Origin of the sequence: Erythrobacter donghaensis (assembly GCF_002155425.1) — a bacterium.
GTDB lineage: Bacteria > Pseudomonadota > Alphaproteobacteria > Sphingomonadales > Sphingomonadaceae > Erythrobacter > Erythrobacter donghaensis.
Genome location: NZ_MUYG01000008.1, coordinates 87,724 through 113,875, shown reverse-complemented (window position 1 = coordinate 113,875; position 26,152 = coordinate 87,724). Strand labels below are relative to the sequence as shown.

The window sequence follows — 26,152 nt, the reverse complement described above, 5'->3', positions numbered from 1 at the left end:
CCCATACTTGCCCCGGTTCTCGGCGGTAGGCTAAGGCGGAGCGCATCGGCATGACATTCCGTCCCAACCCTCCCGGCGGCGTCTTTGATGGCGCGCGGCACCTTTATGCGGTGCGGGTCTATTGCGAGGATACCGACCTGTCGGGGATCACCTACCACGCCAATTACCTGCGCTGGTTCGAGCGGGCGCGCAGCGATCTGCTGCGGCTGCTGGGGATCGACCAGCGCGCCGCGATCGAGACGGGGGAGGGGGCCTATGCCCTTTCCGAGGTCAACCTCAAATACCTGCGCCCCGCCAAGCTCGATGATGATGTGGTGATCGAAACCCGCTGCACCGAACTGGGCGCGGCCTCCTGCCGGATGCACCAGATCGCTCGGCGGGGCGGGGAGGACCTGTGCGAGGCGACATTGCGCGTCGGCTTCATCACCCTCGACGGCCGCCCGCGCCGCCAGCCGCCAGAGTGGCGCGCTGCGTTCCAGACTTTCATGAACAAGGATAACTGACACCGTGACGCTTGCCCTGCTCAGCGCCGCTGCCGCCCCGACCCGGCTCGATCCGGTCGAACTCTTCCTGACTGCCGACATCATCGTGCAAGCGGTGATGGTCGGCCTGATCCTCGCCAGCCTGTGGGTGTGGACGATCATCGTCTCCTTTTCCCTCAGGATCGGCGCGCTGTCGAAGAAGTCGCAGGCCTATCAGGAGGAATTCTGGGAGCAGCGCGACCGTGAGGGCTTGCTGACCAAGCAGGCGCGCAAGGAAGTCCCCGCCGCCCGCGTCGCGGCTGCGGGGCTGGACGAATGGCGCAAGTCCACCGCCAAGCAGCCAGTCGACCGCGCCGCCACCCGCGAGCGTATCGCCGCGGCGATGGACAGCCAGATCGCCGAGGAGGCCGACGATCTCGCCGGGAGGCTCAACTTCCTCGCCACGGTCGGGTCGGTCGCGCCCTTCGTGGGCCTGTTCGGCACGGTGTGGGGGATCATGAACTCGTTCTTCCAGATCGGCGCGCAGCAGAGCGCCAGCCTCACCGTGGTCGCCCCCGGCATTGCCGAGGCGCTGTTCGCCACCGCCATCGGCCTGTTTGCGGCGATCCCTGCGGTGATCGCCTATAACCGCTTCGGGGGGGCGGTGGATCGTTACGAGGCGACGCTTCAGCGCTTTGCCGACCGGCTCCACGCCGGGCTGAGCCGCGAGCTGGACCGCGCATAATGGGGATGGGCGTCTCTTCTGGTCGCCGCCGGGGCAAGCGCGGCCGCCGCGCTGCCATGGCCGAGATCAACGTCACGCCGCTGGTCGACGTAATGCTGGTGCTGCTGATCATCTTCATGGTCACCGTTACGCTCCCCGCCGTCGGCGTGCCGATCGACCTGCCCGACAGCCGCGCCGCGCCGGTCGAGGAAAAGCCCGAGCAGATCACCATTTCGGTCGATGCCGTGGGCCGGATCTATATCGAGGATACGCCGGTCCCGATTGGCGGGCTTCCGGCGGCGCTCGAAGCACTTGACCGCGGGGGCGAGCCGCCGCTCATCGTGCTGCGCGGTGACCGCAATCTCGATTATGGCCGGGTGATGGCGGTGATGGGCGAGCTCGGCCGGGCTGGCTTCACCCAGATCTCGCTGGTCACCGACGGTTCAGTTTCGGCTCCATAGTCCGGGCAGAGTATGGCTGACATCGCGCTCCGTAACGAAGAGAAGATCGGTCTGGCCGCAGCGGTCGTGCTGCATGGCGCGCTGGTGGCAGTGCTGCTGATGCAGACCATCCGCTCGGAGGTTACCGTGTTTCCCGAGCGGATCAGTGTCAGCCTCGCGACCAATGTCGGCCTCGAGGAAACGGCGCCCGATCCGGTCGCGGAGAGCCGTCCCTCCACCGCGCCGACGCTCGACCTCAACCCGGCTCCCGCGCCCGAGGCTGCGGCCGCCCGGCCCGAGCCTGCCGCCCGGCCCGTGCCGACGACGCAGCCCAAGCCCAAACCCGCCGCGCAGCAGCCCGCACCCAGCCGCGACCGCTCGCGTCCGGACCGCACCCCGCCGCAGAAGGCTGCTGCCGCGCCGTCCAAGCCTGCCACCAAGGCCGGGGGCGGATCGCGGTTCGACGAGGCGTTTGGCGAGGGCGCTGGCTCCTCCACAACGGCAACGGAAACCCGTCCGCCAGCCAAGACGCTGGGCCCCAATGAACTCGCCTCGCTCCAGAGCGCGGTCGGGCGGCAGGTGCGCCTCAAGTGGCAGGGCCGCGTGCCGCAGGGGCCCGATGCCGAAAAGCTGGTCACGCGCGTGCGTTTCAAACTCAACCCTGACGGCACGCTGGCGGGCGAGCCGCAACTGGTCGGCGCCACACGGGGCGTGACCGATCTCAACCGCAATCAGGTCGACCGCCACCGCGAGGAAGCGGTGCGCGCGATCAAGCTGGTTGGCAAATTCACGGTTCCCTTTCCGGTGCCAGCCGACCAGAACACATTCACTTTAGATTTTGATAGGAATTCGTGATGAAGGCGCTGCTTGCCTTGTTGCTTGCCGGAACCGCAGTCTCAGTGTCGGCGCAGGATCTGGGCGCGCCGCAATCCGAAGGCGGGCCGGTCGAGGTGATCGAGAGCGAAAGCGACGATGTCGTCATCCGCATCACCGACGAGGCGGCATGGTCTGACATCGGCATCGCCATCCCCGCCTTCGCCACTGATCGCGAGCGCGCGACCCCGGCCAATGCCGACGGCACCGGCGCGCTGGGGCGCGAGATGGCGCGGGTTATTACCGCCAACCTCAGGAACAACGGGCTGTTCAAGCCGGTCGGCCCCGACAGCCTGCCGCAGCCGAGCTTCGCGCAGATCCCGGCGCCCGCCTACAGCACCTGGAGCGGGCGCAGCGCCGAGATGCTGGTGCAGGGCTATGTTCGCGCGCGCGACGACGGCAAGCTGGTGGTCGGCTGCTACCTGTTCGACGTCGCGCTGCAGCAGCAATTGGTGCGCGAGGGCTGGGTGGTCGGCCCGGCCGACTGGCGGCGCGCGGCGCACAAGTGCTCCGACCTCATCTTCAGCCGCCTCACCGGCGAGAGCCCGTTCTTCGACAGCCGCATCGCCTATATCGCTGAGACCGGCCCCAAGGATCGCCGCGTGAAGCGGCTGGCGGTGATGGACTCGGACGGTGCGAACCACCGCTTCCTGACGCTGGGCAGCGCCACCGCGCTCACCCCGCGTTACTCGCCCGACTATTCGAAGATCCTCTATCTCTCCTATGTCGACGGCAATCCGCGGATCTATGTCTATGACATCGGCAGCGGCAAGCAGGTGCTGGTGACCGAGAACCGCAACCCGACCCTCGCCCCGCGCTGGTCGCCCGATGGCAAGTATATCCTCTATTCGATGGCGGTGGCGGGCAATACCGATGTCTACCGCGTCCCTGCGACCGGCGGCCAGAGCATCAAGCTGACCGATTCGCCGGGGATCGACGTCGGCGGCTCCTATTCGCCCGATGGCTCCAAGATCGTGTTCGAAAGCGACCGTTCGGGCAGCCAGCAGTGCTATGTGATGGACGCCGACGGCAGCAACCAGAAGCGTATCAGCTTCTTCGGCGGGCGCTGTGCCACGCCTGAATGGAGCCCGCGCGGCGACCAGATCGCCTTCACGCGCATCGCCGGCGATTTCAACGTGGCGGTGATGAATACCTCTGGCGGCAATATGCGCGTTCTGACTCGCGGCTGGCAGGACGAGGCCCCGACATGGGCGCCCAATGGCCGCATCATCCAGTTCTTCCGCACCGAGAAGAACACCGGCCGTTCGGGCATCTGGCAGGTCGATCTCACCGGCCAGAACGAACGCCGCCTGCCGACCCCGGTCGACGCCTCCGACCCCGCCTGGGGCCCGATCCGCCCCTGATTTTCTCGTGAAAGGAACAAGAGCGATGAACACCAAGCTTGCGACGATCCTGCTTCTCGCCTCGGCCACCGGCCTTGCCGCCTGTTCGAAGAAGGCCCCCGAGGTGCTCCCGCCCGATCCGGTCAGCACCCCGCGCCCAGCCGCGACGGCGGCCCCGACCGTGACGCCCACCGGCCCGACCGTGGGCACGCAGGGGCACTTTGCGGCGGCCGTCGGTTCTTCGACCACGATTTATTTCGATACTGATCGCTACAATATCGACACGCAGGATGCCGCCGCGCTGCAGGCGCAGGCGCAGTATTTCGCGCGCTATCCGCAGATCACCTTCACCATCGAAGGCCATGCCGACGAACGCGGCACCCGCGAATACAACATCGCGCTGGGCGAGCGCCGTGCCAATGCGGCCAAGGCCTATCTGGTCAGCCTGGGCGTGGACGCCAACCGCATCGCGGTGGTGAGCTATGGCAAGGAACGCCCGGTCGCGCTTGGCTCGAACGAAAGCGCCTGGGCGCAGAACCGCCGCGCCGCGAGCGTGATCATCAACTGATTGCTAGCCGTTGAGCAGGCCGGGGGCGACCTCGGCCTGCCGCTCGGCGACCGGCGCGCCGAATCCGCTGAGCTCGCGCGCCGAGGTGACCACGCACAGACCCGCAAGCGCGAGCACGCAGAACAGGCTGGAGAGGGTCAGTTGCGGGCTCATGATCAAACTTTCGGACGCAGCGCAGACCTGCGCCGGATGGTGGGCTTTGCGCAATGCAACATTTCACATTGCAACTGGTTCCCGCATCTCACGCCTTCCCATTGGCGGCCACCTCGCCTAGATTGAGCGCGTGAGACAATCGACCAACGACATGCCCCCCCGCACACCCCGAACCCGGCTCCGCCTCCGGGCTCGCCGATGAGCCGCGCGCGCCGATCGATGGATTGGGGCTTCCCGCGCTGGCGGCCCTATGGCTCCTCGCAGGAAGCGACCAATGTCCGCATCTGCGACCGCCACGGGTGTGACGAGCCGGGCAATTGCCCCGCGCCCAAGGCCCCCAACAGCCCCGACCGCTGGTATTTCTGCCAGAAGCACGCGGCCGAATACAATTCCAAGTGGGATTACTTCGAAGGGCTGGAAGCCGCCGAAAAGGAAGAACGCGCCAAGGCCGAACGCGCCGAGAGTGCGGGCTATGCCGAAAGCGCGCATTACGGCTGGGCCGGATCGGGCGACGGCTCGCGCTCGGCCGACGAGATGCGCGCGCTCGAGGTGCTGGGGCTGGAATCGGACGCCGATTTCAACGCGGTCAAGAAAGCCTACCGTGCCCGCGCCAAGGAAGTGCACCCCGACGTGAAGCCCGGCGATGCCGAGGCCGCCAAGCAGTTCCAGCTGATCCAGACCAGCTACGAAGTCCTGCGCGCGGCGGAGGAACGCCGCGAATGGCGCGGCTGATCGGCTAACCCAGCCGGCGTCGCGCCTTCACTGCCGCTCGGCCTGCGCCACCGCGTCGCTGGCGCGCAGGGCGGAGATGATGCGGTTGAGGTGGACCGAATCCTGCACCTCGACCTCGACATCATAGGTCACGAAAGGGTGATCGATCTGGGCCTGCATCAGGGTGATGATGTTGGCCTTGTTCTGCGCGAATATGCCCGCCATTTCCGCCAGCGTGCCCAGCCGGTCGTAGATCGTCACCGACAATTGCCCGACCGCGCCGGAAGACTGGTTGCCCCAGGCGAGGTCGATCCAGTCGCTGTCGACCCCGCTCGCCAGTTCCATGCAGTCGATCGCATGAACCAGCACGGTCTCCCCCTTGCGCCGGATGCCGACGATGCGGTCGCCGGGGACGGGGTGGCAGCAGGGCGCGAGGTCGAAGGCGACGCCCGGTGTGAGGCCGCGGATCGAGATCGCGCGCTCGCGCCGCTCCCACTGTTCGTCCTCGGCGATCTCGGCGGTGCAGCCGGGGACCAGCGCTTCCATCACCTCGCGGTCGGTGATCTTGGCCGCGCCGATCGCGTACATCAGATCGTCGGGCTCCTCCATGCCGAGCCGCTCGATCGCGGCGCGGATCGCCTTCTTGCCGATGCGGGCGGGGACGCGCGCGGCGATCTCGTCGAACAGCTTGGAGCCGATGGTGGCGACTTCGGCGCGCTCCTTCGCCCGCACCGCGCGGCGGATCGCGGCGCGCGCCTTGCCGGTGACGACGAAGGCGAGCCATGACAGCTGCGGCGAGGCATGCGGGTTCTTGATGATCTCCACCACATCGCCATTGGCGAGCGGGGTCCTCAGCGGCATGTGGCGGCCGTTGATCTTCACCCCCGCGGTCTGAAGCCCGAGATTTGTGTGGACGGCGAAGGCAAAGTCCACCGCCGTCGCGCCCTTGGGCATCTGGAACAGCGCGCCCTTGGGGGTGAAGGCGAAGATGCGATCCTGATAGATCGCCATGCGCGTATGCTCGAGCAGCTCTTCGGCATCGTGGCTCGCATCGACGATCTCGATCAGGTCGCGCAGCCAGCCCACCGCGCCATCGGGCTGGTCGCCCTGCTTGTAGGCCCAGTGCGCGGCAAGGCCGAATTCATTGGTGCGGTGCATGTCGCGGGTGCGGATCTGCACTTCGACCCGCATCGAATTCTCGTACATCAGCGAGGTGTGCAAGCTGCGGTATCCGTTCGACTTCGGCGTCGAGATGTAGTCTTTGAACTTGCCGGGGAGGAACTGCCACGTGGTGTGCAGGATGCCGAGCGCGCGGTAGCAGTCCTCCTCGGTTTCGGTGAGGACGCGGAAGGCCATGATGTCGGTGACCTGTTCGAAGTTCACATGGCGCTCGGCCATCTTGTGCCAGATCGAATAGGGGTGCTTCTCGCGCCCGTAGACCTCGACCTTGAGCCCCGCTTCGGCGAGGCGCTGCTTGATCGTCAGCGCAATCGCATCGACCTGCCCGCCATCCTGTGAGCGCAGCTGTTCGAGCCGGTTGGTGATGGTGGCATGGGCCTCCGGTTCCAGCTCGCGGAAGGCCAGTGCCTGCATTTCGTGCATGTATTCATACATCCCCACCCGCTCGGCGAGAGGGGCGTAGATATCCATCGTCTCACGCGCGATTCGCTGGCGCTTTTCGGGTGACTTGATGAAGTGCAGCGTGCGCATGTTGTGCAGCCGGTCGGCGAGCTTCACCAGCAGCACGCGGATGTCTTCGGACATGGCGAGCAGGAACTTGCGCAGGTTTTCGGCCGCACGCTCGTTCTCGGGCATGGCCTCGATCTTGGAGAGCTTGGTCACCCCGTCCACCAGCCGGGCGACTTCGGGGCCGAAATGCACCTCGATATCGTCGATCGTGGCGAGGGTGTCCTCCACCGTGTCGTGGAGCAGCGCTGTGATGATCGTCGCCTGATCGAGCTTCAGGTCGGTCATCAGGCCCGCGACTTCGACCGGATGCGAGAAATAGGGATCGCCGCTCGCGCGTTTCTGCGAGCCGTGCTTCTGCACGGTATAGACATAGGCGCGGTTGAGCATCGCCTCGTCGGCGTCAGGGTCGTATTCGAGGACCTTCTCGACGAGTTCGTATTGGCGGAGCATCGCTAGCGAATATGTGTCCCGCACGGCACACGGGCAAGCGGCAAATGCCCGGCATGGTTGAATTCGTCTTCAGCCGGATGGCACGCGCCTCGGGCAATGCTATCGCATGAGCGGGATCAAGCGGAGAGACATCACCATGAACCGAGCCGTTCGCCATGCAACCATAGCGGCGTTCGCCCTGATTGCCGGAACTGGCGCCGCAGCGGAGCACCCGAAGGCCTCCACCGGTAGCGAAGCGCGCGCACTTTTGTTCGCGGACGAATTCGACGGCCCCGCGCTTGATCGCAGCAAGTGGAACGTTGTCGGCATGGATTTCTGGGTCAACAACGAGCAGCAGGCCTATCTCGACAGCCCCGACACGATCCAGATCGCCCGCGATGTCGCCGGTGCCGAAGGCGGCGCGCTGGTGCTGCGGCCAGTCTACCGGCCCGGCGTGGACACGCGCAAGGATCGTAAAGCCGACTTCATCTCGGGACGGGTCAATTCACAGGGCAAGGCCGAGTTCACCTACGGCCGGATCGAGGCGCGGATCAGGATGCCCGATGCGGTTGGCGTGTGGCCAGCCTTCTGGATGCTCGGCAACGGCGAGTGGCCCGGCACCGGCGAGATCGACATCATGGAATATGTCGGCGAACTCGACTGGACTGGCGTGGCGTTGCACGGGCCGGGCTATTCGGGCGAGACGCCGCTGGTGAACAAGTTTGTATTCGCCCCGGAAACCGATGTGACCGACTGGCACACCTATGCCGTCGAATGGACCAGCCAGTCTGTCCTGTTCGAAGTCGATGGCCGACTGACCTATCGCGTCACGCGGCCGATGGTGGAGCATTACGGCCCATGGCGCTTCGACAACAAGAAGCACCTGATCCTCAATTTCGCGATCGGCGGTGCCTATCCATTCAAGACCAACGGCATCAAACACCCCTATAACGGCATGCCGCAAGCCACGGTTGATGCGATCAAAGCCGGTAAGGTGGCAATGTATGTCGACTGGGTGCGGGTCTACGCACCCTTGCAGGACTGATCGCCGCCTTGCCCTATGACCACGTCGCGCGCGGCGGCAGGCTCATCAGGATCGCGTCGATATTGCCGCCGGTCTTGAGGCCGAAGATCGTGCCGCGGTCGTAGACGAGGTTGAACTCGGCGTAGCGGCCCCGGTATTCGAACATCTCCGCCTCGTCGGCGGCGTCGAAGGGCTGGTTCATGCGCTTGCGCACGATCGCGGGGAAGGCTTCGAGGAACTGCTTGCCGATGTCCTGAATGAAGGCGAAATTGGCCTGCCATGCCGCATCGTCGGGGCATTCCAGATGGTCGCAGAACAGCCCGCCCACCCCGCGGTGCACCTGCCGGTGGGGGATGTAGAAATATTCCTCTGCCCACTTGCTGTAGCGATCGTAATAGTCGGCCCCGTGCGGATCGCAGGCGGCCTTCATCGCCGCGTGAAATTGCGCGGTGTCCTCCTCATAGGGGAGCGGGGGGTTCAAGTCCGCGCCGCCGCCGAACCATGCCTTGGTGGTGGTGAGGAAGCGGGTGTTCATGTGCACCGCCGGCACGTGCGGATTGCTCATGTGCGCGACAAGGCTGATCCCGGTGGCGACAAAGCCGGGGTTCTCGGCGCTCGCCCCGTTGATGCTGCCCGCAAATTCCTTGGCAAAGCTGCCGCGCACGGTCGACACGTTGACGCCGACCTTTTCGAACACCTTGCCCTTCATCAGCCCCTGCACCCCGCCGCCGGGGTCGGGATTGCCTTCCTCCTCGCGCTGCCAGGGCGTGTATTGAAAGGCGGCGTCGGAGCCTGCCTCGCGCTCGATGCTCTCGAATTCGGCGCAGATTTGATCGCGCAAGTCTTCAAACCACGTGCGCGCGCGCTCCGTGTAAGGTGTCCAGTCCGTCATACATCCCCGTCCGTCATTCGCGCGCACCATAGGCGATGGCGCGTCGGGCACAAGAGCGCTGACTGTGTTGCAAAGCCGAAAATTTGCGGGCAGAGGCCCGTCATGGTTCGCGCTATGTTCGCCCCCTTCGCCTTTGCCGGGCAGGAATTTCTGCTGGGGCAGGGGCGTGCGCTCTACTGGCCGGCGGAACGCGCGCTGCTGGTTGCTGACCTCCATCTGGAAAAGGCCAGCTGGTTCGCCCAGCGCGGCCAGATGCTCCCGCCCTATGACAGCCGCGACACGCTCGAGAGGCTGGCCGATGCGGTGCGGCAGACGGGCGCGCGGCGGGTGATCACGCTGGGGGACAATTTCCACGATGATGCGGGCGCATTGCGGCTCGATGCGCATTGCACCGGAATGCTCGAAGCGCTGACCCGGTCGCTCGACTGGGTGTGGATCACCGGCAATCATGACGAGGCGCTGCCCAAGGGCTTCGGCGGGGCGATCCTGCCCGAGCTTGAACTGGGCGGGATCATCCTGCGCCATGAAGCCCGCGCCGGAGAGACCGCGCCCGAGCTGTCGGGCCACTATCACCCCAAGCTCAGGGTCAATGTCCGCAACCGCCATATTGCGCGCCCCTGCGCCGTCATGGGTCGCTCTGGCAGCGGGGCCGAGCGGATGATCCTCCCCGCTTTCGGTACGCTCACCGGCGGGATGGACGCCGCCGCGCCTGAAATCCGCGCCGCGCTGTCGCCAGCCCGCGCGATCGAAGCGCTGATGCCCGCACGCGGCCAGATTGCGCGCTTTCCGCTATGGCAGGCGGCCGCGTAAGACTCCATCTGGCGTTGCTGCGCGTTTCGGACTAAGGAGCGCCCGACAAGTCATAACCACAGGAGAACACCCCATATCACGTCCACCCCGGCGCTCGATGGCCCCGCCCGTAAAAAGCGGCCCTCGTTTTGATAGCATGATCAACGTCCCCAAGGTCCGCGTCATTGATGACGAAGGCGAAAACCTTGGCGTGATGTACACCCGCGAAGCGATCGAACAGGCCAATGAAAAGGGCCTGAACCTCGTCGAAGTGTCCCCCAACGCGGACCCGCCGGTGTGCAAGTTCCTCGATGTCGGCAAGTATCGCTATGAGGCCCAGAAAAAGGCCAACCTGGCGCGCAAGACGCAGAAAACCCAGGACATCAAGGAAGTGAAGATGCGCCCGAACATCGACACGCATGATTATGACGTGAAGATGCGCAACGTGCACAAGTTCATCGAAAACGGCGACAAGGTGAAGATCACCCTGCGGTTTCGCGGGCGCGAAATGGCGCACCAGCACCTCGGCATGGATCTGCTGAAGCAGGTGCAGGACGATGTTGCCGAATACGCCAAGGTCGAAGCCTTCCCGCGGCTGGAAGGCCGCCAGATGCTGATGGTGCTCGCGCCCAAATAGGCGCACCCCTGCGATGACGGGTGGCCAGCGTCTGGCCACCCGCCGCCATGCAAACAACCTCAGCCGACCAACGGCTTGTCCTTTCGACAGGATGCAGACGGAAACCGATTACGGGCAACACCGTTGCACTTATCGGTGCTATTGCCGTGCCGGTGGGGGAGAGAAGGGTGCGAGCCCTGTCCTGACCCTGCCAAGCCCCTAACCGATCCCCGTCGGCACCCCTTCTGCGGGCGCTGGCCTTGACAGGAAACCATACCCCGATGCCGTTCCTGCCCCCTCACCTTCTGCGCACCGCCCTGCTGGCGGGTGCCGCCTTCGGTCTCGCCCTCCCGGCCCACGCCGCCGCTCCGACCGAGGCCGAGCTGGCGACCTTCGAGCCGTCCAAGACCCCGAACAACGACGGAATCGACTATTCGATCTGGGACGAGGCGATGAAGAACATCGTCATCTCGATGGGCCCCAGCTTGCGCGAAGGCGCGCCCCGGCCCGATCCGAGCTTCGGCTCGCGGCGGCAATATGGCCATGTCTCGCGCTACCGGCTGGAAGGCACGCGGGTGATGTTCAGCTTTCTCGACAAGGACGTGATCGCCAGCTTCACCGAGTATCGCAAGGATCTGGAGAACACGGCGAACATCGTCGACATTCAGGCGCTGAGCCGCAACGAACAGCTTGCCTACTGGATTAACCTCCACAATGTCGCGCTGGTCGAACAGCTTGCCAATGCCTGGCCGGTGCGCCAGCCGCGCGAGCTGAAGATCGATGGCGTGCCGCTCGATGACGCGCGCTTCATCACGGTCGAGGGCGTGAAGCTCAGCTTGCGCGATATCCGCGAGAAGATCGTCTATCGCCACTGGAACGATCCGCTAGTCATGTATGGTTTCTGGCGCGGCGAGATCGGCGGGCCCTCGCTTCAGCGGGAGGCCTTCAACGCCGAAAACGTCGCCCGCCTGCTGGCGCGCGGCGCGACTGATTTCGTCAATTCGCTGCGCGGCACGCAGGATGGCGGCGGAACGCTGCAGGTCTCGGAATTCTACCGCGAGGCGGCGCCGTTCTTCTTCCCCAACTTCGAGGCTGACCTGCGCGCGCATCTTGCCCGCTATGCCGACGAGAAGACCGCCGCGATCCTCGCCCAGACGCGCGGGGCCGATCCGGTGGTGAGCGAATATGACATCGCCGACCTCGAAGGCGGTGTGCGCGAGCCCACTGTCACCAACATCACCACCGACGGCATGTCGAAGAGCTTCCGCATCCCGCAGGCCATGGCCGCGCTGCTCAAGGAGCGCGAGACCAAGTTCCAGGAAATCATCCGCCGCGGCCGCACCGGCACCGTGACCATGACCAACGTCGCCACACCGGGCGCTGAGGGCGAACCGGCCGAGGTGGAGTAACCGCGCGGCGCCTCCGTTCATCAAGGGTATATTTGCCCGAGATAACATTGCTTTCGTCAGGATTCCGCTGGCGGAGAACGGGGTGGTGGCGAAGCATAGCCTGCCAGTGCTGATCGCTGCGGCGGTGCTATACGCACCCGGTCACGCCCTTGCGTCGCCTCCCGAGGCAGCCGGGCTGGCAAGGGTGCCGGATGACCGCTTTGCTGCCTTCACACCTCGCCCATCAGGACGTGAGGACCGCCTCGATTTCAGCGTCTGGAGCGAGGCGCTGGCCGCCTATGTCGTCTCCATGGGTCCGCCGCTGCGCAAGATGCCGCCCGGCGGGGCGGGCGGGTCGCGCAGGTTCGGGCACAACTCGATCTACCGGCTCGAAGGGGCAATGGTCGGCTTCGATGTGATGGATGCCGAAACCATCGCCAACATCGCCCGCTACCGCCGCGAACTGGAAGCGCTGGCGGATCAGATCGACATCCAGTCCCTGCCCCGCAACGAGCAGCTTGCCTACTGGTTCAACCTCCACAATGTCGCGCTGGTGGAACAGATCGGGGCTGCATGGCCGGTTTACGTGCCGCGCGAGATAATGGTGGCAGAAGTGCCGCTTGATGAAGCGCGCTTCGTCACGGTCAAAGGGGTGCCGCTGTCGCCACGCGAGATCCGTGAGCGGATCGTCTTTGCCAACTGGCGAAGCCCGGCGGTGATCTACGGCTTCTGGCGCGGCGAGATCGGCGGGCCGGCGATGCAGCGCCGCGCGTTTCAGGGATTGGGACTTTCGGCACAGCTCGACAGTGTCGCGCGCGAATTCGCCAATTCCCGGCGCGGTGTCGAGCGGCGCGGGGGCACGCTTCATGTCTCGCGCCTCTATGCCGAGGCCGCACCCTTTTTCTTCCCCGATTTCGAGGCCGACCTGCGCACGCATCTCGCAGCGCATGTCGAAGGCAAGGTCGCCGAGATGCTGCCGCGGACCGAGACGGTAAAGGCTAGCCTCTACGAACACGACATCGCCGATCTGTCCGGCGGGCGGCGGCCTTCGGCCTTCTATCGCGACGGGCGGCTGAGCCCCCCGGTGCTTGGCCTGCTGGCGCAGCGGGCCCGCAAGCTGGAATATATCAGGCGCACCCGGCCACGCACCTACACCGTGACCTTCAGCAATATCGATCTGCCCGGCGATCCCCCTGAAAAGAACGAGATCGAATAGAATAGCGGATTGAAATGCGTGCTGTTTCGGGCATTATGGCTGACGGATTAGGGGCCTTGGACGGACAATTCATCTGGTGGGAGAGATGACATGTTGTCGAACGTCGCGATCGCGCTGATCGCCGGATCGTGCCTCGCCATGCCGACCATGGCCGCGGCCGAGACCGCTGCGGCGCCTGATCAAGCCGCGGGGGCACAACCGCCCGCTGCGCCTTACGTCCCGGCGTCTGGCCCGGCTGATACGCGGCCCTCGCTGTCGGACGATCGGCTCGCGATCTTCACCCCCACCAGTGATCCGATCCGCCACACGATCGACTACGAGATCTGGGATTTTGCGCTGAAGAACATCCTGATCTCGATGGGCCCCTCGGACCGGCAGGGCGCGCCGCGCCCGGAACCTCTGACCTCCACCCGGATCAAGCATGGGCCGCAGTCGCGGTATCGGCTGGAAGGGTCGATGGTGCTGTTCCGCTTTTTCGACGACGACGTGATCGCCAGCTTTGCCGACTACCGGCGAGACCTTGAGGGCGTGGCCGAAACGCTCGACATCTCCACTCTCCCGCGCAACGAACAGCTCGCCTTCTGGATCAACCTCCACAACGTCGCCCTGATGGAGCAGATCGCCCGCGATTGGCCGGTGCGCCAGCCGCGCGATATCGAGCTGGACGGGGTGCCGCTCGACGAGGCGAAGTTCATTACCTTGCGCGGTATCCCGGTGTCCTTGCGCGATATCCGCGAAAAGATCGTCTTTCGTCACTGGAAGGACCCCAAGGTCATCTATGGCTTCTGGCGCGGCGACATCGGTGGGCCGCAGCTGCAATCCTATGCCTTCACCGGAGCCAATGTCGGCTCGTTGCTGGACATCGCGGGGGCGGATTTCGTCAACTCCCTGCGCGGCACGCAGAAGCGGGGCGACAGGCTGGATGTCGCGCAGCTCTATGCCGAGGTTGCGCCCTTCTATTTCCCCGACTTCCAGACCGACCTGCGCGCCCATCTGACCGACTTCGCCGACGAGCCGGTGCTGACACTGCTGGCCAGGACCAGCGAGATCCGCCCGACGATCAGCGAGCCGGACATTGCGGATCTCCATGGCGGTGCGCGTCCGCCGGCCTACATGGCGGTTCAGATCCCCGGCTGTCCCTCCGCATGGGGCGATGCAGCTTGCAGCGTGATCGCGGCGCGCAAACGGAAGCTGGAGGCGATGGAGCGCAAAGGCCAGCCGACCGGGCGGGTGTTCTTCTCCAACATCGACCTGCCCGGCGATCCTCCCAACAAGAACGCGGTGGAATGACCTATCTGCATGAACATGCATTCATGTGAGGTTTATCGACTTGAGATATCCTGTTTTTCGGACGGAATGATTGATCTGGTGGGAGAGATTCTATGCGTTCGAGGTTCACACAACTGATTTTGACTGGCGCCGCGCTGGCCCTGCCTGCGATGGCAGCGGCGGAAGCGCCCGCGACGCATCGACAATCCGACACCCAAGATCGCCATTATGTGCCCGCAATGGCCCAGTCTGAGGCCCGACCGTCGCTGTCGGATAATCGGCTGGCGATCTTCACACCCACCAGCGATCCGATCCGCCACTCGATTGATTACGAGGTTTGGGATTACGCGCTGAAGAACATTCTGGTGGCGATGGGCCCGTCCAACCGGCAGGGGATGCGCCGTCCCGATCCGCCGATCGGCTCGCGCCTCGCGCAGGGGCCGCAGTCGCGTTACCGGCTGGAAGGCTCGATGGTGCTGTTCCGCTTCTTCGACAAGGATGTGATCAACAGCTTCACCGAATATCGCGAGGATCTGGAGCGTGTGGCAGGCACGCTCGACATTTCCGCCCTGCCGCGCAACGAGCAGCTGGCGTTCTGGCTCAACCTCCACAACGTCGCGATGATGGAAATGATCGCGAAGGAATGGCCGGTGCGCGAACCGCGCGAGATCAAGGTGGGCGGCGTGCCGCTGGATGACGCCAAGTTCATCACGCTGCGCGGTATCCACGTCTCGCTGCGCGATATCCGGGAAGAGATCGTCTTCCGCAACTGGAAGGATCCCAAGGTCATCTATGGCTTCTGGCGCGGCGAGATCGGCGGGCCGGAATTGCAGCGCCATGCCTTCAACGCGGAAAATGTCAGCTCGCTGCTCGATGTCGCGGCGGCGGACTTCGTCAATTCCCTGCGCGGCACGCAGATGCGCGGCGACCGGCTTGAGGTGGCAAGCCTCTATGCCGAGGTCGCTCCGTTCTATTTCCGCGATTTCGAGGGTGATCTGCGCAGCCATCTTGCCGCCTTCGCCGAAGGGCCCACGGTGGAGATGCTGGCCGGAACGCGTGAGGTCAGGGCGACGATCAGCGAGCACGACATCGCCGACCTGCACGGCGGGGCGCGGCCGCCCAACTATCTGTTCGCCGCATCTGCGCCGGGCGCGATGGACGATCCGCTGATCGGCTGTGCGGAAGAGATCGGTTTCGCGGCCTGCGACCTGATGCAGGCGCGCGAGACCAAGCTGCGCAACATGGAGCGCCGCGGCGAGCGCACCGGGCGGGTGTTCGTCTCCAATATCAGCCTGCCGGACGATCCGCCCAACCAGAACGCGGTCGAATAATCCGGGCCAGCGGCGGGCGGTTCGGCTTGCCGGCCGTGCGTTCGTGCTGATAGGCCTGTCGCCGTGATGCGCGGGGAAGGGCCAGATCGGATGACAGCACGCCGGATCGGCCCGCGCGTGTTCGGCCTGTTTCTCGGCCCGCTGGCGCTGGTGCTGACGGCGGTGACCGCGCCGCCTGCCGGAATGGCGGGCGAAGCGTGGCTGGTCGCGGGGCTGGTCGCATGGATGGCAGCCTGGTGGATGACCGAGGCCGTGCCGCTGGCGGTGACCGCGATGCTGCCCTTCGTCGTCCTGCCGCTCGCCGGGGTGGCCAGCGCCGAGGCGACCGCGGCGGATTATTACTCGCCTATCCTGTTCCTGCTGCTGGGCGGAGCCTTCATCGCGCTGGCGATCGAGCGCACCGGGCTGCACCGCCGGTTGAGCCTCGCGATCCTGCGGCTGGTGGGCACGGGAGGCGGCGCGGCGCGGCTGCTGCTGGCCTTCATGATCGCCGCCGCGCTCCTTTCGATGGTGATCTCCAACACCTCGACCGCGCTGATCATGATGCCGATGGCGCTGGCGGTGCTGGAAGGGGGCGCGCCCTCAAGTAGCGCAGCGGTAGGGCGACAAGCATCGCCCTCAAGTAGCGCAGCGGTAGGGCGACAAGGACTCCAGGACGACGAAGCGACCCGGCAAGATGGCCTCTTCGGCGCCCTGCCGATGGGGATCGCCTTTGCCGCCAGCATCGGCGGGCTCGGGACGATTGTCGGCTCGCCCACCAATGCGATCGCGGTCGGCCTGCTTGACGAGATTGCCGGGGTGCGGATCACCTTTGCGCAGTGGTCGCTCTATGGCGTGCCGCTGGTGCTGCTGGCGGTGCCGCTGGCGGCGGGGATCATCGCCCGGGTGCAGCGCGTGGCCGAGCATCCTTTCGACCTCGCCGCCGCCCGCGCCGCGATGGCCGGGAAGGCTGCCTGGAGCGCACCCGAGATGCGGGTCGCGTTGCTGGTGGGGCTGACCTTTCTCGCATGGGTCACGCAGCCGCTCGTGGCTCCGATGCTGCCCAAGGGCGCGTGGGGCGACGGGACGATCGCCGTGATCGCCGCGCTCGCGCTGTTCCTGCTGCCCGACGGCACGGGCCGCCCGCTGCTGGTCTGGCCCGAGGCCGAGCGCGCGCCGTGGAGCGTGATCTTCATGTTCGGCGGGGGGCTCGCGCTGGCGGGCGGGATGCAGGCTTCGGGCCTCGCCGACTGGATCGGGCAGGCCTTGCTCCCGCTCGCCAGCTGGCCTCTGATCGCGATCGCGCTCGCCGTGGTGGCGCTGGTGATCGTGGTGACCGAATTCGCCAGCAATGTCGCCACCGCGACCGGAATCATGCCGGTGGTGGCGGCGCTGGTGGTGGCACTGGGGGCCGATCCGGTGCTGCTCGCGCTACCCGCGGCGCTGGCGTCGAGCTGGGGCTTCATGCTTCCCGCGGGCACCGGCCCCAACGCCATCGCCTGGGCGACGGGCCGCATCCGGATCGAATCGATGGTGCGCGCAGGGCTGCTGATCGACCTCGCCGGGGTGGTGCTGATCGTCGGCGTGGTGTGGGCAATTGCGTCGCTCGTGTGAAATGATCGGTGCTGCACTTGAAAGGATCGTGCGCGCGCGATAGTCGTTTCTCCAGCACAGCGGCGGCTTTGGGAGAAGCGTTCCTGCGGAGGTTAGGAACGGGCGCCCGGCCCACCGCGACCGGCTCCCGCCTTCCTGGGAGCGTGAGCACAAGGAAGGATGCGCTGTCATGACTGACGCCGTCGACGCCGTCGAAACCCCCACCCCCCGCCGCAAGCCCAAGCCCGCCAAGCGCGAGATCGGCGGCCGCCCGCTGAAGCCTTCAACCCTGATGATGGGCCACGGCTATGATCCGGTGCTGTCCGAAGGCTCGCTCAAGGCCCCGATCTTCCTCACCAGCACCTTCGCTTTCGAGAGCGCGGCGGCGGGCAAGCGCCACTTCGAAGGCATCACCGGCCTGCGCGAAGGCGGGGCGGAAGGCCTTGTCTATTCGCGCTTCAACGGGCCCAATCAGGAGATCCTCGAAGATCGCCTCGCGGTCTGGGACGGGGCGGAGGACGCGCTGACCTTCTCCAGCGGCATGACCGCGATCTGCATCCTGATGATGGCCTATGCCAGCGCGAACGACGTGATCGTCCATTCCGGCCCGCTTTACGCGGCGAGCGAGGGCTTCGTCGCCAAGGTGCTCTCGCGCTTCGGGGTCAGCTATGTCGATTTTCCCGCCGGAGCGACCCGCGAGGAACTCGACACCGTGCTGGCCAAGGCCAAGGCGCAGGCCGACGAGCAGGGCGGCAAGGTGGCGATGATCTACCTTGAAAGCCCGGCCAACCCCACCAACGCGCTGGTCGATGTCGAAGCGGTGAGGGACGCGCGCGATGCGGTTTTGGCCGAATGCCCGATCGCGATCGATAACACCTTCCTCGGCCCTCTCTGGTCGCGCCCGCTGGAGCATGGCGCGGACATCGTCGCCTATTCGCTGACGAAGTATGTCGGGGGGCACTCCGATCTTGTTGCAGGCTCGATTGCGGGCGCGAAAAAGTGGATCGCACCGGTGCGCGCGCTGCGCAACACGATGGGCGGGATCGTCGATCCCAACACCGCGTGGATGCTGCTGCGCTCGCTGGAGACGGTCGAACTGCGGATGCAGCGGGCGGGCGAGAACGCCGCGAAGGTCTGCGACTTCCTGCGCTCGCATCCCAAGGTCGAAGGGCTGGGATATCTCGGATTCATCGAGGACGCGCGTCAGAAGGACATCTACGACCGACATTGCCTCGGTGCGGGCTCGACCTTCTCGGTATTCATCAAGGGCGGCGAGGCGGAGTGCTTCCGCTTCCTCGACAACCTCACCATCGCCAAGCTCGCAGTCAGCCTCGGCGGGACGGAGACGCTGGCGAGCCACCCCGCTTCGATGACGCACCTCTCGGTGCCGCAGGCGAGGAAGGACATGCTTGGCATCACCGACAATCTCGTTCGCATCAGTGTCGGGATCGAGGACGCCGACGACCTGATCGCCGATTTCGCACAGGCGCTGGAGACGGTGTAAAATTGCTCCTTGCCGTCACCCTGAACTCGTTTCAGGGTCCATTTGGCGGGCTGGCTCTGTCTTCAAGCAAGACGAGCCAAGCCTCGCCATGGATGCTGAACCAAGTTCAGCATGACGGGAGAGGGAACGATGACCGACAGCCGCAAGCCCGTGTTCCTCGCGATCGGCGCAGGGGCCGGGATCGGGGGCAATGCCGCCATGCGCTTTGCCGCCGGGGGCTATCACACGGTGCTCGCGCGCCGCTCGGGTGAGGCGGGCCTCGCGCGGATGGTTGCGCAGATCGAGGCCGCGGGCGGAAGCGCCTCAGGCACGCTGCTCAACGCCGCCGAGGATGGCAGCATCGAGGAGCTGGTCGAGCGCACCGAGGCCGAGATTGGCCCGATCGCGTGCGCGCTTTACAACCTCGGCGCGCAGATCGGGAACCGTGCGCTCGAACAGACCCCGCATCGCATTTTCGAGCTGGGCTGGCGGCTCGGCACCTACGGCGTGTTCCGCCTCGCCCACGCGCTGTTCCCACACATGGTGGCGCGCGCCCGCGACGGAGGCCCGCACGGCACGCTGCTCGTCACCTCAGCGACCGCGGCGGTGCGCGGCAATGCCGGGCAGCACAGCCATGCGGCGGCGATGGGCGGGCGGCGGATGCTGTGCCAGACGCTGAACGCCGAGTTCGCACCGCAGGGCATCCACGTCGCCCATGTGATCGTCGACGGCCCGGTCGATGCTCCCGACACGCTCGGCAAGCTGCTGGGCGACAAGTTCGATGCCTTCAAGGCCGGGAAGGGCACCGACGGCGTGATCGACCCGGCGGCGCTGGCCGGGACCTATTGGCACCTCGCGCACCAGCCGCGCAATTGCTGGAGCCACGAGGTCGACGTGCGACCCTGGACCGACGTGCCGTGGTGGAACGACAACCCCGATCCCCAGATCGACAGCCGCGGCAAGGGTTTTGCGGGGCCGCGCACCGATTGAAGGCGGGCTATTGCGCTCCCGCCACCCGCCGCACCGGAACGCGGATGTTGCAGATATCCGCGCCGCCAGCGGGCACGATGAAGAAGGGATCGCGGCGGTTGGCGACGGCTTCGGCATAGGTCGCGAAGGTATCGCTCTCGGTCGATAGGTATTCGAAGCGTGGTTGCTCACTCGTCGGCAGGTCGTTGGCCACTCGTACCGATGTAATGGCGGTGCGCTTGTCTGCTTCCTCGTCGGTGTAGAACCCGAGCGCGCCTGACCCGCGCGGCAGGCTGGAGAGGTGCTGCATCCCCTCGATCACCCGGCCCACCAGCGCGATATTGCGATCGAGATGGCGCGGCGCATGGCCGATCACGGTATAAAGCTCCGCCCCTGAGCCGGTGTCCGGCGAATAGTTCCGCCCGACGCCGACCATGCCGTAGCAGTGGACGGGCCAGAACGGGTTGCCTTCCTCCCCCATTGTTCCGCCAAGCGGCCAGCCCAGTGCCAGCGTTACGAAGTCGGCATAGGCATCGCCCATTCGTGGCGGTTCTTCGGTCGCGGGAGGTTTCCCGCTTTTCAACGCTTCCTGCAGCTCTCGTGGGACTGAGACACCGCTGTTGGTTGCGATCATGGCATTGCGCATCACGGTCGCACCCAACGCATAATTGAAGCGCGGCCGTCCGCGCGCGTCGGAGATGGCGAGTATATCGGGGGCGACATACTCCGCTTCCCCCATCACCTTCAGCCCCTCCGGCAGGGGCTTCGGCTTCCCCGTCGCCTCCGGGTTGTCGTAATTGGGATCGCCCCATTGGGTGACGTAATTGTCCTGCACCCGGTTGACCGAGATGCCATCATACCAGCCCGACCGCGCGAAGAGGCGGATGTTGTGGACCCAGCCTTGCGAAAAGGGCGCGGGCATCAGCTGGATCACCACCTGCCGCGACTTGCCCTCGGCATCGGGGGCGAGGGTCATCACCAGCAGATCCTCCGCCGGGATCGCAACCCAGTCTGCCTTGGGCGCTGCGGCGACGATTTCCGACGGCGCGGGTGCTCCCTTGGGCTCTTCTTGCGCGGCGAGGGGAAGGGCAAGGGCGAGGGCCGCCGCAGCGGCTAGGAGTGCGGTTCTCATGGCAAGCGTTCTGCCACACACATCGCTAAAGCAAAAACCCCTTTCCGCACGTCCGAGGAGCGGAAAGGGGCTTTCAAGGCAGCGTTCGCAGGGAATGCCGGATCCGCGCAGCGCTTGCCAATGCGACTCCCTTACCATGATTCCGATAGCCCACCAAACCGTGCCGCCTTGCGAAGCTCGCATTTCGCCGCTAGTGCGCCGCCCTTGCCCTAACCGGCAAACGGAGCAGTGGCCGAGTGGTCGAAGGCGCACGCCTGGAAAGTGTGTATACGTCAAAAGCGTATCGAGGGTTCGAATCCCTCCTGCTCCGCCACCTACCCTCAATAAAATACTGAGAATAAGACGTTTTCTGAGGTATTCTCTGATCGGCCTCACTCGCGGTCTCATGTCAGGTGTCGCCTGTTTTGCTGAGTGAGGGCGGTTGATGTGGTGGCGCCCTGGCTAATGCGGTCCCTTTCTCAGCTACCAATCGAGCATTCTAAAGCGTTGTGTTTACAAAACAAAACGCTTTCTTGCGAAAGTTGGCACCACATCCGATGCCGCACTTTGAGTGGCATTTGATGGTCTCCCTTGAGACATCATCGATCATGATCGCCGCCATGTATCCCCGGCGCTTCGTCGCCATTGGCGGAATCCTGATTGCGCAGGCAACCGGCTGGACGCTGGAGCTCACCAGGTCCTATGTACCGATCGTCATCTATGCGGGTCTGGGCGATCTGATCGCCTTTGCCGCCATCCAGTTGCTTGCGCCGAAGATGGCACCGGCGCGGATGCGGTGAAAGGATAAGCTGGGCTGGCGGGGAGAGGGATCGAAGTGGCAAGGCTTGAACTGCACGAGGACCGGCTGTTTCCGTCCGATCCCGCAACCCGGGCGATCGCGCGGCGGCTTTATGCCGGGGTGCGCGGCCTGCCGATCATCAGCCCTCACGGCCACACCGACCCCGCGTGGTTTGCCGAGAATGCGCCGTTCCCCGATCCAGCGGCGCTGCTGATCACCCCCGATCACTATGTATTCCGGATGCTGTACAGTCAGGGCATCCCGCTCGAGGCTCTGGGCGTGCCGGGGCTGCCCGGCACCGAAGGCGCGCCGGTGGAGACCGACCCGCGCAAGGTGTGGCGGCTGTTTGCGGCGCATTATCACTTGTTTCACGGCACGCCGTCGCGGCTGTGGCACGACTGGGTCTATTCCGAGGTCTTCGGCCTCACCGAAACGCTCAGCGAAGCGACGGCCGACCTTTATTACGACGCAATCGCCACCCAGTTGCGACAGGACGATTTCCGCCCGCGCGCGCTGTTCGACCGGTTCAATATCGCGCTGATCGCGACCACGGAAGACCCGCTCGACCCGCTGGTGCATCACGCCCGATTGCAGCGCGATGGCTGGGGGCGGAAAGTGATCACGACCTTCCGTCCGGACAATGTTCTCGATCCCGAATATGAAGGGTTCGCCGCCAATGTCGCGCAGCTGGGTGCGATCACCGGCTGCGATACTACGACCTATCAGGGCTATCTCGACGCGCTGATCGATCGCCGCGCCTATTTCAAACGCCACGGCGCCACCGCGACCGATCACGGCCACCCCACCGCCACCACCGCCGATCTGCCCCGTGCGGAGGCCGAGGCGCTGTTCGCCCGGGTGCTGGCAGGCCAAGGCTCGCCGCAGGACGCCGAGATATTCCGCGGGCAGTTGCTGACCGAAATGGCGCGGATGAGCCTTGAGGACGGGCTGGTGATGCAGCTCCACCCCGGTTCCTCGCGCAATCACAACGCGCAGGTCTTCGCCCGCTTCGGGCGCGACAAGGGAGCGGATATCCCGATGCGCACCGACTACGTCACCGCCCTGCACCCGTTGCTGTCGCGGCATGGCAATGATCCGCGCTTCAGCCTCATCGTCTTCACGCTCGACGAGAGCACCTATGCGCGCGAACTGGCTCCGCTTGCCGGGCATTATCCTGCGCTCAAGCTCGGCCCTGCGTGGTGGTTTCATGACAGCCCCGAAGGCATGCGCCGCTTCCGCGAGAACACGACCGAGACGGCGGGCTTCTACAACACGGTCGGCTTCAACGACGACACCCGCGCGTTTCTCTCGATCCCCGCCCGCCACGATGTCGCGCGGCGGATGGACTGCGCTTTCCTCGCGCGCCTAGTGGCCGAGCACCGGATGCTGGAGGACGACGCGCACCAAGTCGCACAGGATCTCGCCTACAATCTCGTCAAGGCTGCTTACAAGCTGGGCGAACCGCGCGCATGAAGCGGGCCTCACGCCTGTCGGATGCGGTGCTGGCGGATTTGCCTGCCACTTGGGGGCGGCCCGACTATGATCGAGGCCAGCCTTGCGGGGTGGTGCATCTGGGCACGGGGGCGTTCCACCGCGCGCATCAGGCGTGGTATTTCGATGCGTTGACGGCGGCGGGGCATCGCGGCTGGATGATCCGCGGCGCAAGCCTGCGGTCGGCGGATGTGGCGCAGGCGATGAACCCGCAGGACGGCCTCTTCACCATGCTGGTCTGCGATGACGGGCAAGAGACCGCTCAGGTGGTGGGATCGGTCCGCGAGGTGCTGTTCGCGCCGGACAACCCGGCGGCGCTGGTGCGCGCGCTGGCCGACCCGGCCGTGGCACTGGTGACGCTGACCGTGACCGAGAAGGGCTATTGCCTCAACCCCGTGACGTGCGCCCTGCGCAAAGACGATCCGGCGGTTGCGGCCGACATCGCCAACATCGCCGCCCCGCAGACGGCGCCGGGCTATCTGGTCGCGGGACTTGCCGCGCGCCGGGCAGAGGGGACGGCCCCCTTCACCGTACTGAGCTGCGACAACCTTCCCGAAAACGGCCAACGCACCCGCGCGGCGGTGATCGCACTTGCCGCAGCGATCGATCCGGCGCTCGCCCAGTGGATCGCGGCGGAGGTTGCCTTCCCGTCCTCGATGGTCGACCGGATCGTGCCTGCGACCACGCCCGACGACCGCGACAATTTCGAAAGCGCGGCCGGCTGGCGCGACGAGGCGCTGGTCAAGACCGAGCCCTTCGCCCAGTGGGTCGTCGAGGATTGGTTCTGCAATCGCAAGCCTGCGCTGGACGCGGTGGGCGTGACCTTCACCCGCGATGTCTCCGGGTGGGAACGGGCCAAGCTGCGGCTGCTTAATGGCGCGCATTCGGCCATCGCCTATCTCGGCGGGCTTGCGGGGCACACCCATGTCCACCACGCCATGGCCGCGCCCGGTTTCGGCGCGCTGATCGACGCCCTGTGGGACGAGGCCGGGTCGACGCTCGATCCCGTCGAAGGGTTCGATCCTGCCGCATACCGGGCGCAATTGCGCGCGCGCTTTGCCAATGGCGCGCTGATGCACCGCACCCATCAGATCGCGATGGACGGGAGCCAGAAGCTGCCGCAGCGCTGGCTTCGGACAATTCAGGACTATCGCAAGGCCGGACGCGGGGTGCCGCCTGCACTCACGCTGGCGCTGGCGGGCTGGATGCGCTGGCAGGGAGGGCGCGACGATGCTGGCGCTTCTTTTGTAGTCGACGATCCGCTCGCCGCGGAATTGGCCGCTGCGCTCGCGCGTGCCGGCGGCGATTCGGCTGCGCAGGTCCGCTCGCTGCTGTCGATCGGTGCGATCTTCGGAGATGCCCTTCCTGCCGATGCCGAATTCGTCGCAGCGCTGACCCGCAGCTATATCGCAATCGCAGAGCACGGCGCGGGGGCGAGTGTGCGGGCTTTCGCCGCTACGCGGAGCTGAGCACACGTGGCAGACCCGGCCCCCGCCTCGCACCGCTCAACCACACCACAAGAGCCTGCCGGATCGTCCGGCCCGGCCCGACACGACAGGAAATATCAGCGATGAAGATCAAATCGGCGCGGGTGATCGTGACATGCCCGGGGCGCAATTTCGTCACGCTCAAGATCGAGGTCGAAGGCGGGCTTACCGGGATCGGCGATGCGACCCTTAACGGGCGCGAGCTGGCGGTTGTCTCCTATCTCGAGGATCACGTCTGCCCGGCGCTGATCGGGATGGATGCCCGGCGGATCGAGGATATCTGGCAGTATTTCTATCGCGGTGCCTATTGGCGGCGCGGGCCCGTGACGATGCGCGCGATCGCGGCGGTCGACGTGGCACTGTGGGACATCAAGGCCAAGGCGGCCGGGATGCCGCTTTACGATCTGCTCGGCGGCAAGAGCCGCGACCGGATCATGGTCTATGGCCACGCCAACGGAGAGGATATCGACGCCACCGTCGAAGCGGTCGGTCAATACATCGCCATGGGCTACAAGGCGATCCGCGCGCAGAGCGGCGTTCCGGGGGTCGAGAAGGCCTATGGCGTGGGCCGGGGGACGCTGTTCTACGAGCCGGCGGATGCGGCGCTGCCCTCGGTCACCGGGTGGGACACGCGCAAGGCATTGAATTATGTGCCCAAGCTGTTCGAGCGGCTGCGCGATACCTATGGCTTCGATCACCACTTGCTCCACGATGCGCATCACCGCTACACCCCGCAAGAGGCTGCGCAGCTTGGCAAGCTACTTGAGCCCTACCAGCTGTTCTGGCTGGAGGATTGCACCCCTGCCGAGAATCAGGAGGCGTTCAAGCTGGTGCGTCAGCACACCACCACGCCGCTCGCCGTAGGGGAGGTGTTCAACACGATCTGGGATGCCAAGGATCTGATCCAGAACCAGCTGATCGACTATATCCGCACCACCATCGTCGGCGCGGGCGGCGTGACGCATCTGCGTCGCATCGCCGATCTTGCCAGCCTCTATCAGGTGCGCACCGGCTGCCACGGCGCGACCGACCTCTCGCCGGTGACGATGGGCACCGCGCTCCATTTCGATAGCTGGGTGCCCAATTTCGGCATTCAGGAATATATGCGCCACACGCCCGAGACCGATGCGGTGTTCCCGCATGATTACCGGTTTGAAGACGGCCACATGATCGTCGGCGAAGCCTCAGGCCACGGGGTCGAGATCGACGAGGCGCTGGCGGCGAAGTATCCCTACACGCCGATGCAACTGCCCGTCGCCCGGCTGGCCGATGGCACGATGTGGAACTGGTGACGGGCTGGCTAGGCGCTACAGTTCGAGGGCCT

The 26,152-nt window shown here is 65.6% G+C and carries 25 protein-coding genes and 1 tRNA gene; 22 read left to right on the top strand and 4 right to left on the bottom strand.

What is annotated here, in order from left to right:
- The first annotated feature begins 50 nt into the window (after positions 1 to 50).
- Genes BZF59_RS05045 through pal form a run of 6 tightly spaced genes read left to right on the top strand, consistent with a single transcriptional unit; the run spans position 51 to position 4,409 of the window.
- Entirely contained in the window at positions 51 to 503 is a 453-nt protein-coding gene (locus BZF59_RS05045; protein WP_086607164.1) for a YbgC/FadM family acyl-CoA thioesterase, read from the top strand.
- A gap of 4 nt (positions 504 to 507) precedes the next feature.
- Entirely contained in the window at positions 508 to 1,206 is a 699-nt protein-coding gene (gene tolQ, locus BZF59_RS05040) for a protein TolQ (protein ID WP_086607163.1), read from the top strand.
- The gene (locus BZF59_RS05035) at positions 1,206 to 1,646 is read left to right on the top strand and encodes an ExbD/TolR family protein (RefSeq protein WP_086607162.1); all 441 of its coding nucleotides are present in this window, start codon (positions 1,206 to 1,208) and stop codon (positions 1,644 to 1,646) included. Before tolQ ends, BZF59_RS05035 begins: the two co-directional genes overlap by 1 nt.
- 12 nt (positions 1,647 to 1,658) lie before the next feature.
- Positions 1,659 to 2,480 (top strand): hypothetical protein, encoded by an 822-nt coding sequence (locus BZF59_RS05030; RefSeq protein WP_086607161.1) that lies wholly within the window; start codon positions 1,659 to 1,661, stop codon positions 2,478 to 2,480.
- Positions 2,480 to 3,862 carry a Tol-Pal system beta propeller repeat protein TolB gene (gene tolB / locus BZF59_RS05025; protein WP_086607160.1) on the top strand — a complete coding sequence of 461 codons (1,383 nt, stop codon included), beginning with the start codon at positions 2,480 to 2,482 and terminating at the stop codon, positions 3,860 to 3,862. The genes BZF59_RS05030 and tolB overlap by 1 nt, the downstream gene beginning before the upstream one ends.
- Before the next feature lie 25 nt (positions 3,863 to 3,887).
- Positions 3,888 to 4,409 (top strand): peptidoglycan-associated lipoprotein Pal, encoded by a 522-nt coding sequence (gene pal / locus BZF59_RS05020; RefSeq protein ID WP_211277352.1) that lies wholly within the window; start codon positions 3,888 to 3,890, stop codon positions 4,407 to 4,409.
- 3 nt (positions 4,410 to 4,412) lie between these two features.
- Here pal and BZF59_RS16195 read toward each other — a convergent pair whose 3' ends face one another.
- Positions 4,413 to 4,562, bottom strand: a complete 150-nt coding sequence (locus BZF59_RS16195) for a hypothetical protein (RefSeq protein WP_158094275.1) — start codon at positions 4,560 to 4,562, stop codon at positions 4,413 to 4,415.
- Between the two features lie 198 nt (positions 4,563 to 4,760).
- On the opposite strand from BZF59_RS16195, the gene BZF59_RS05010 reads away from it, so the two are divergent.
- Positions 4,761 to 5,294: a J domain-containing protein gene (locus tag BZF59_RS05010; protein WP_086607158.1), complete on the top strand. Its 534-nt coding sequence runs from the start codon at positions 4,761 to 4,763 to the stop codon at positions 5,292 to 5,294.
- Between the two features lie 27 nt (positions 5,295 to 5,321).
- Here BZF59_RS05010 and BZF59_RS05005 read toward each other — a convergent pair whose 3' ends face one another.
- Entirely contained in the window at positions 5,322 to 7,412 is a 2,091-nt protein-coding gene (locus tag BZF59_RS05005) for a RelA/SpoT family protein (RefSeq protein ID WP_086607157.1), read from the bottom strand.
- 136 nt (positions 7,413 to 7,548) lie between these two features.
- Between BZF59_RS05005 and BZF59_RS05000 the strand changes: the two genes are divergently transcribed.
- Positions 7,549 to 8,436 (top strand): glycoside hydrolase family 16 protein, encoded by an 888-nt coding sequence (locus BZF59_RS05000; RefSeq protein WP_086607380.1) that lies wholly within the window; start codon positions 7,549 to 7,551, stop codon positions 8,434 to 8,436.
- A gap of 13 nt (positions 8,437 to 8,449) precedes the next feature.
- Here BZF59_RS05000 and hemF read toward each other — a convergent pair whose 3' ends face one another.
- Complete coding sequence (hemF, locus tag BZF59_RS04995; protein WP_086607156.1) at positions 8,450 to 9,307, bottom strand: oxygen-dependent coproporphyrinogen oxidase; 858 nt, start codon at positions 9,305 to 9,307, stop codon at positions 8,450 to 8,452.
- 102 nt (positions 9,308 to 9,409) lie between these two features.
- On the opposite strand from hemF, the gene pdeM reads away from it, so the two are divergent.
- The 9 genes from pdeM to BZF59_RS04950 all read left to right on the top strand — a co-directional run bounded on the left by pdeM (position 9,410) and on the right by BZF59_RS04950 (position 19,961).
- On the top strand, positions 9,410 to 10,117 hold the full coding sequence (gene pdeM, locus BZF59_RS04990; RefSeq protein ID WP_245806034.1) for a ligase-associated DNA damage response endonuclease PdeM: 708 nt from the start codon (positions 9,410 to 9,412) through the stop codon (positions 10,115 to 10,117).
- A 97-nt stretch (positions 10,118 to 10,214) separates the two neighbouring features.
- Positions 10,215 to 10,733: a translation initiation factor IF-3 gene (gene infC / locus BZF59_RS04985; protein WP_086607154.1), complete on the top strand. Its 519-nt coding sequence runs from the start codon at positions 10,215 to 10,217 to the stop codon at positions 10,731 to 10,733.
- A 260-nt stretch (positions 10,734 to 10,993) separates the two neighbouring features.
- The gene (locus BZF59_RS04980; RefSeq protein WP_086607153.1) at positions 10,994 to 12,121 is read left to right on the top strand and encodes a DUF547 domain-containing protein; all 1,128 of its coding nucleotides are present in this window, start codon (positions 10,994 to 10,996) and stop codon (positions 12,119 to 12,121) included.
- An 85-nt stretch (positions 12,122 to 12,206) separates the two neighbouring features.
- Positions 12,207 to 13,316 carry a DUF547 domain-containing protein gene (locus BZF59_RS04975; RefSeq protein WP_143738096.1) on the top strand — a complete coding sequence of 370 codons (1,110 nt, stop codon included), beginning with the start codon at positions 12,207 to 12,209 and terminating at the stop codon, positions 13,314 to 13,316.
- A gap of 90 nt (positions 13,317 to 13,406) precedes the next feature.
- Positions 13,407 to 14,606 carry a DUF547 domain-containing protein gene (locus tag BZF59_RS04970; protein ID WP_245806033.1) on the top strand — a complete coding sequence of 400 codons (1,200 nt, stop codon included), beginning with the start codon at positions 13,407 to 13,409 and terminating at the stop codon, positions 14,604 to 14,606.
- 218 nt (positions 14,607 to 14,824) lie between these two features.
- Complete coding sequence (locus BZF59_RS04965) at positions 14,825 to 15,916, top strand: DUF547 domain-containing protein (protein ID WP_245806032.1); 1,092 nt, start codon at positions 14,825 to 14,827, stop codon at positions 15,914 to 15,916.
- 90 nt (positions 15,917 to 16,006) lie between these two features.
- A complete protein-coding gene (locus BZF59_RS04960) occupies positions 16,007 to 17,509 on the top strand; it encodes an SLC13 family permease (protein ID WP_086607377.1) in 1,503 nt (500 codons plus the stop codon).
- 169 nt (positions 17,510 to 17,678) lie between these two features.
- Positions 17,679 to 18,992, top strand: coding sequence for a cystathionine gamma-synthase family protein (locus BZF59_RS04955; protein ID WP_086607151.1), 1,314 nt, complete (start codon positions 17,679 to 17,681; stop codon positions 18,990 to 18,992).
- Between the two features lie 129 nt (positions 18,993 to 19,121).
- On the top strand, positions 19,122 to 19,961 hold the full coding sequence (locus tag BZF59_RS04950; RefSeq protein ID WP_086607150.1) for an SDR family NAD(P)-dependent oxidoreductase: 840 nt from the start codon (positions 19,122 to 19,124) through the stop codon (positions 19,959 to 19,961).
- A 7-nt stretch (positions 19,962 to 19,968) separates the two neighbouring features.
- Here BZF59_RS04950 and BZF59_RS04945 read toward each other — a convergent pair whose 3' ends face one another.
- A complete protein-coding gene (locus BZF59_RS04945; protein ID WP_086607149.1) occupies positions 19,969 to 21,072 on the bottom strand; it encodes a peptidylprolyl isomerase in 1,104 nt (367 codons plus the stop codon).
- 222 nt (positions 21,073 to 21,294) lie between these two features.
- Here BZF59_RS04945 and BZF59_RS04940 point away from each other — a divergent pair.
- From BZF59_RS04940 to manD, 5 genes are all read left to right on the top strand, one after another.
- Positions 21,295 to 21,385: transfer RNA gene (locus tag BZF59_RS04940), tRNA-Ser, on the top strand.
- 274 nt (positions 21,386 to 21,659) lie between these two features.
- Complete coding sequence (locus BZF59_RS04935; RefSeq protein ID WP_143738095.1) at positions 21,660 to 21,851, top strand: hypothetical protein; 192 nt, start codon at positions 21,660 to 21,662, stop codon at positions 21,849 to 21,851.
- Between the two features lie 35 nt (positions 21,852 to 21,886).
- Positions 21,887 to 23,323: a glucuronate isomerase gene (uxaC, locus tag BZF59_RS04930; protein ID WP_086607147.1), complete on the top strand. Its 1,437-nt coding sequence runs from the start codon at positions 21,887 to 21,889 to the stop codon at positions 23,321 to 23,323.
- A complete protein-coding gene (locus BZF59_RS04925; RefSeq protein WP_086607146.1) occupies positions 23,320 to 24,810 on the top strand; it encodes a mannitol dehydrogenase family protein in 1,491 nt (496 codons plus the stop codon). Before uxaC ends, BZF59_RS04925 begins: the two co-directional genes overlap by 4 nt.
- Before the next feature lie 101 nt (positions 24,811 to 24,911).
- Complete coding sequence (gene manD / locus BZF59_RS04920) at positions 24,912 to 26,120, top strand: D-mannonate dehydratase ManD (RefSeq protein ID WP_086607145.1); 1,209 nt, start codon at positions 24,912 to 24,914, stop codon at positions 26,118 to 26,120.
- Positions 26,121 to 26,152 lie beyond the last annotated feature (32 nt).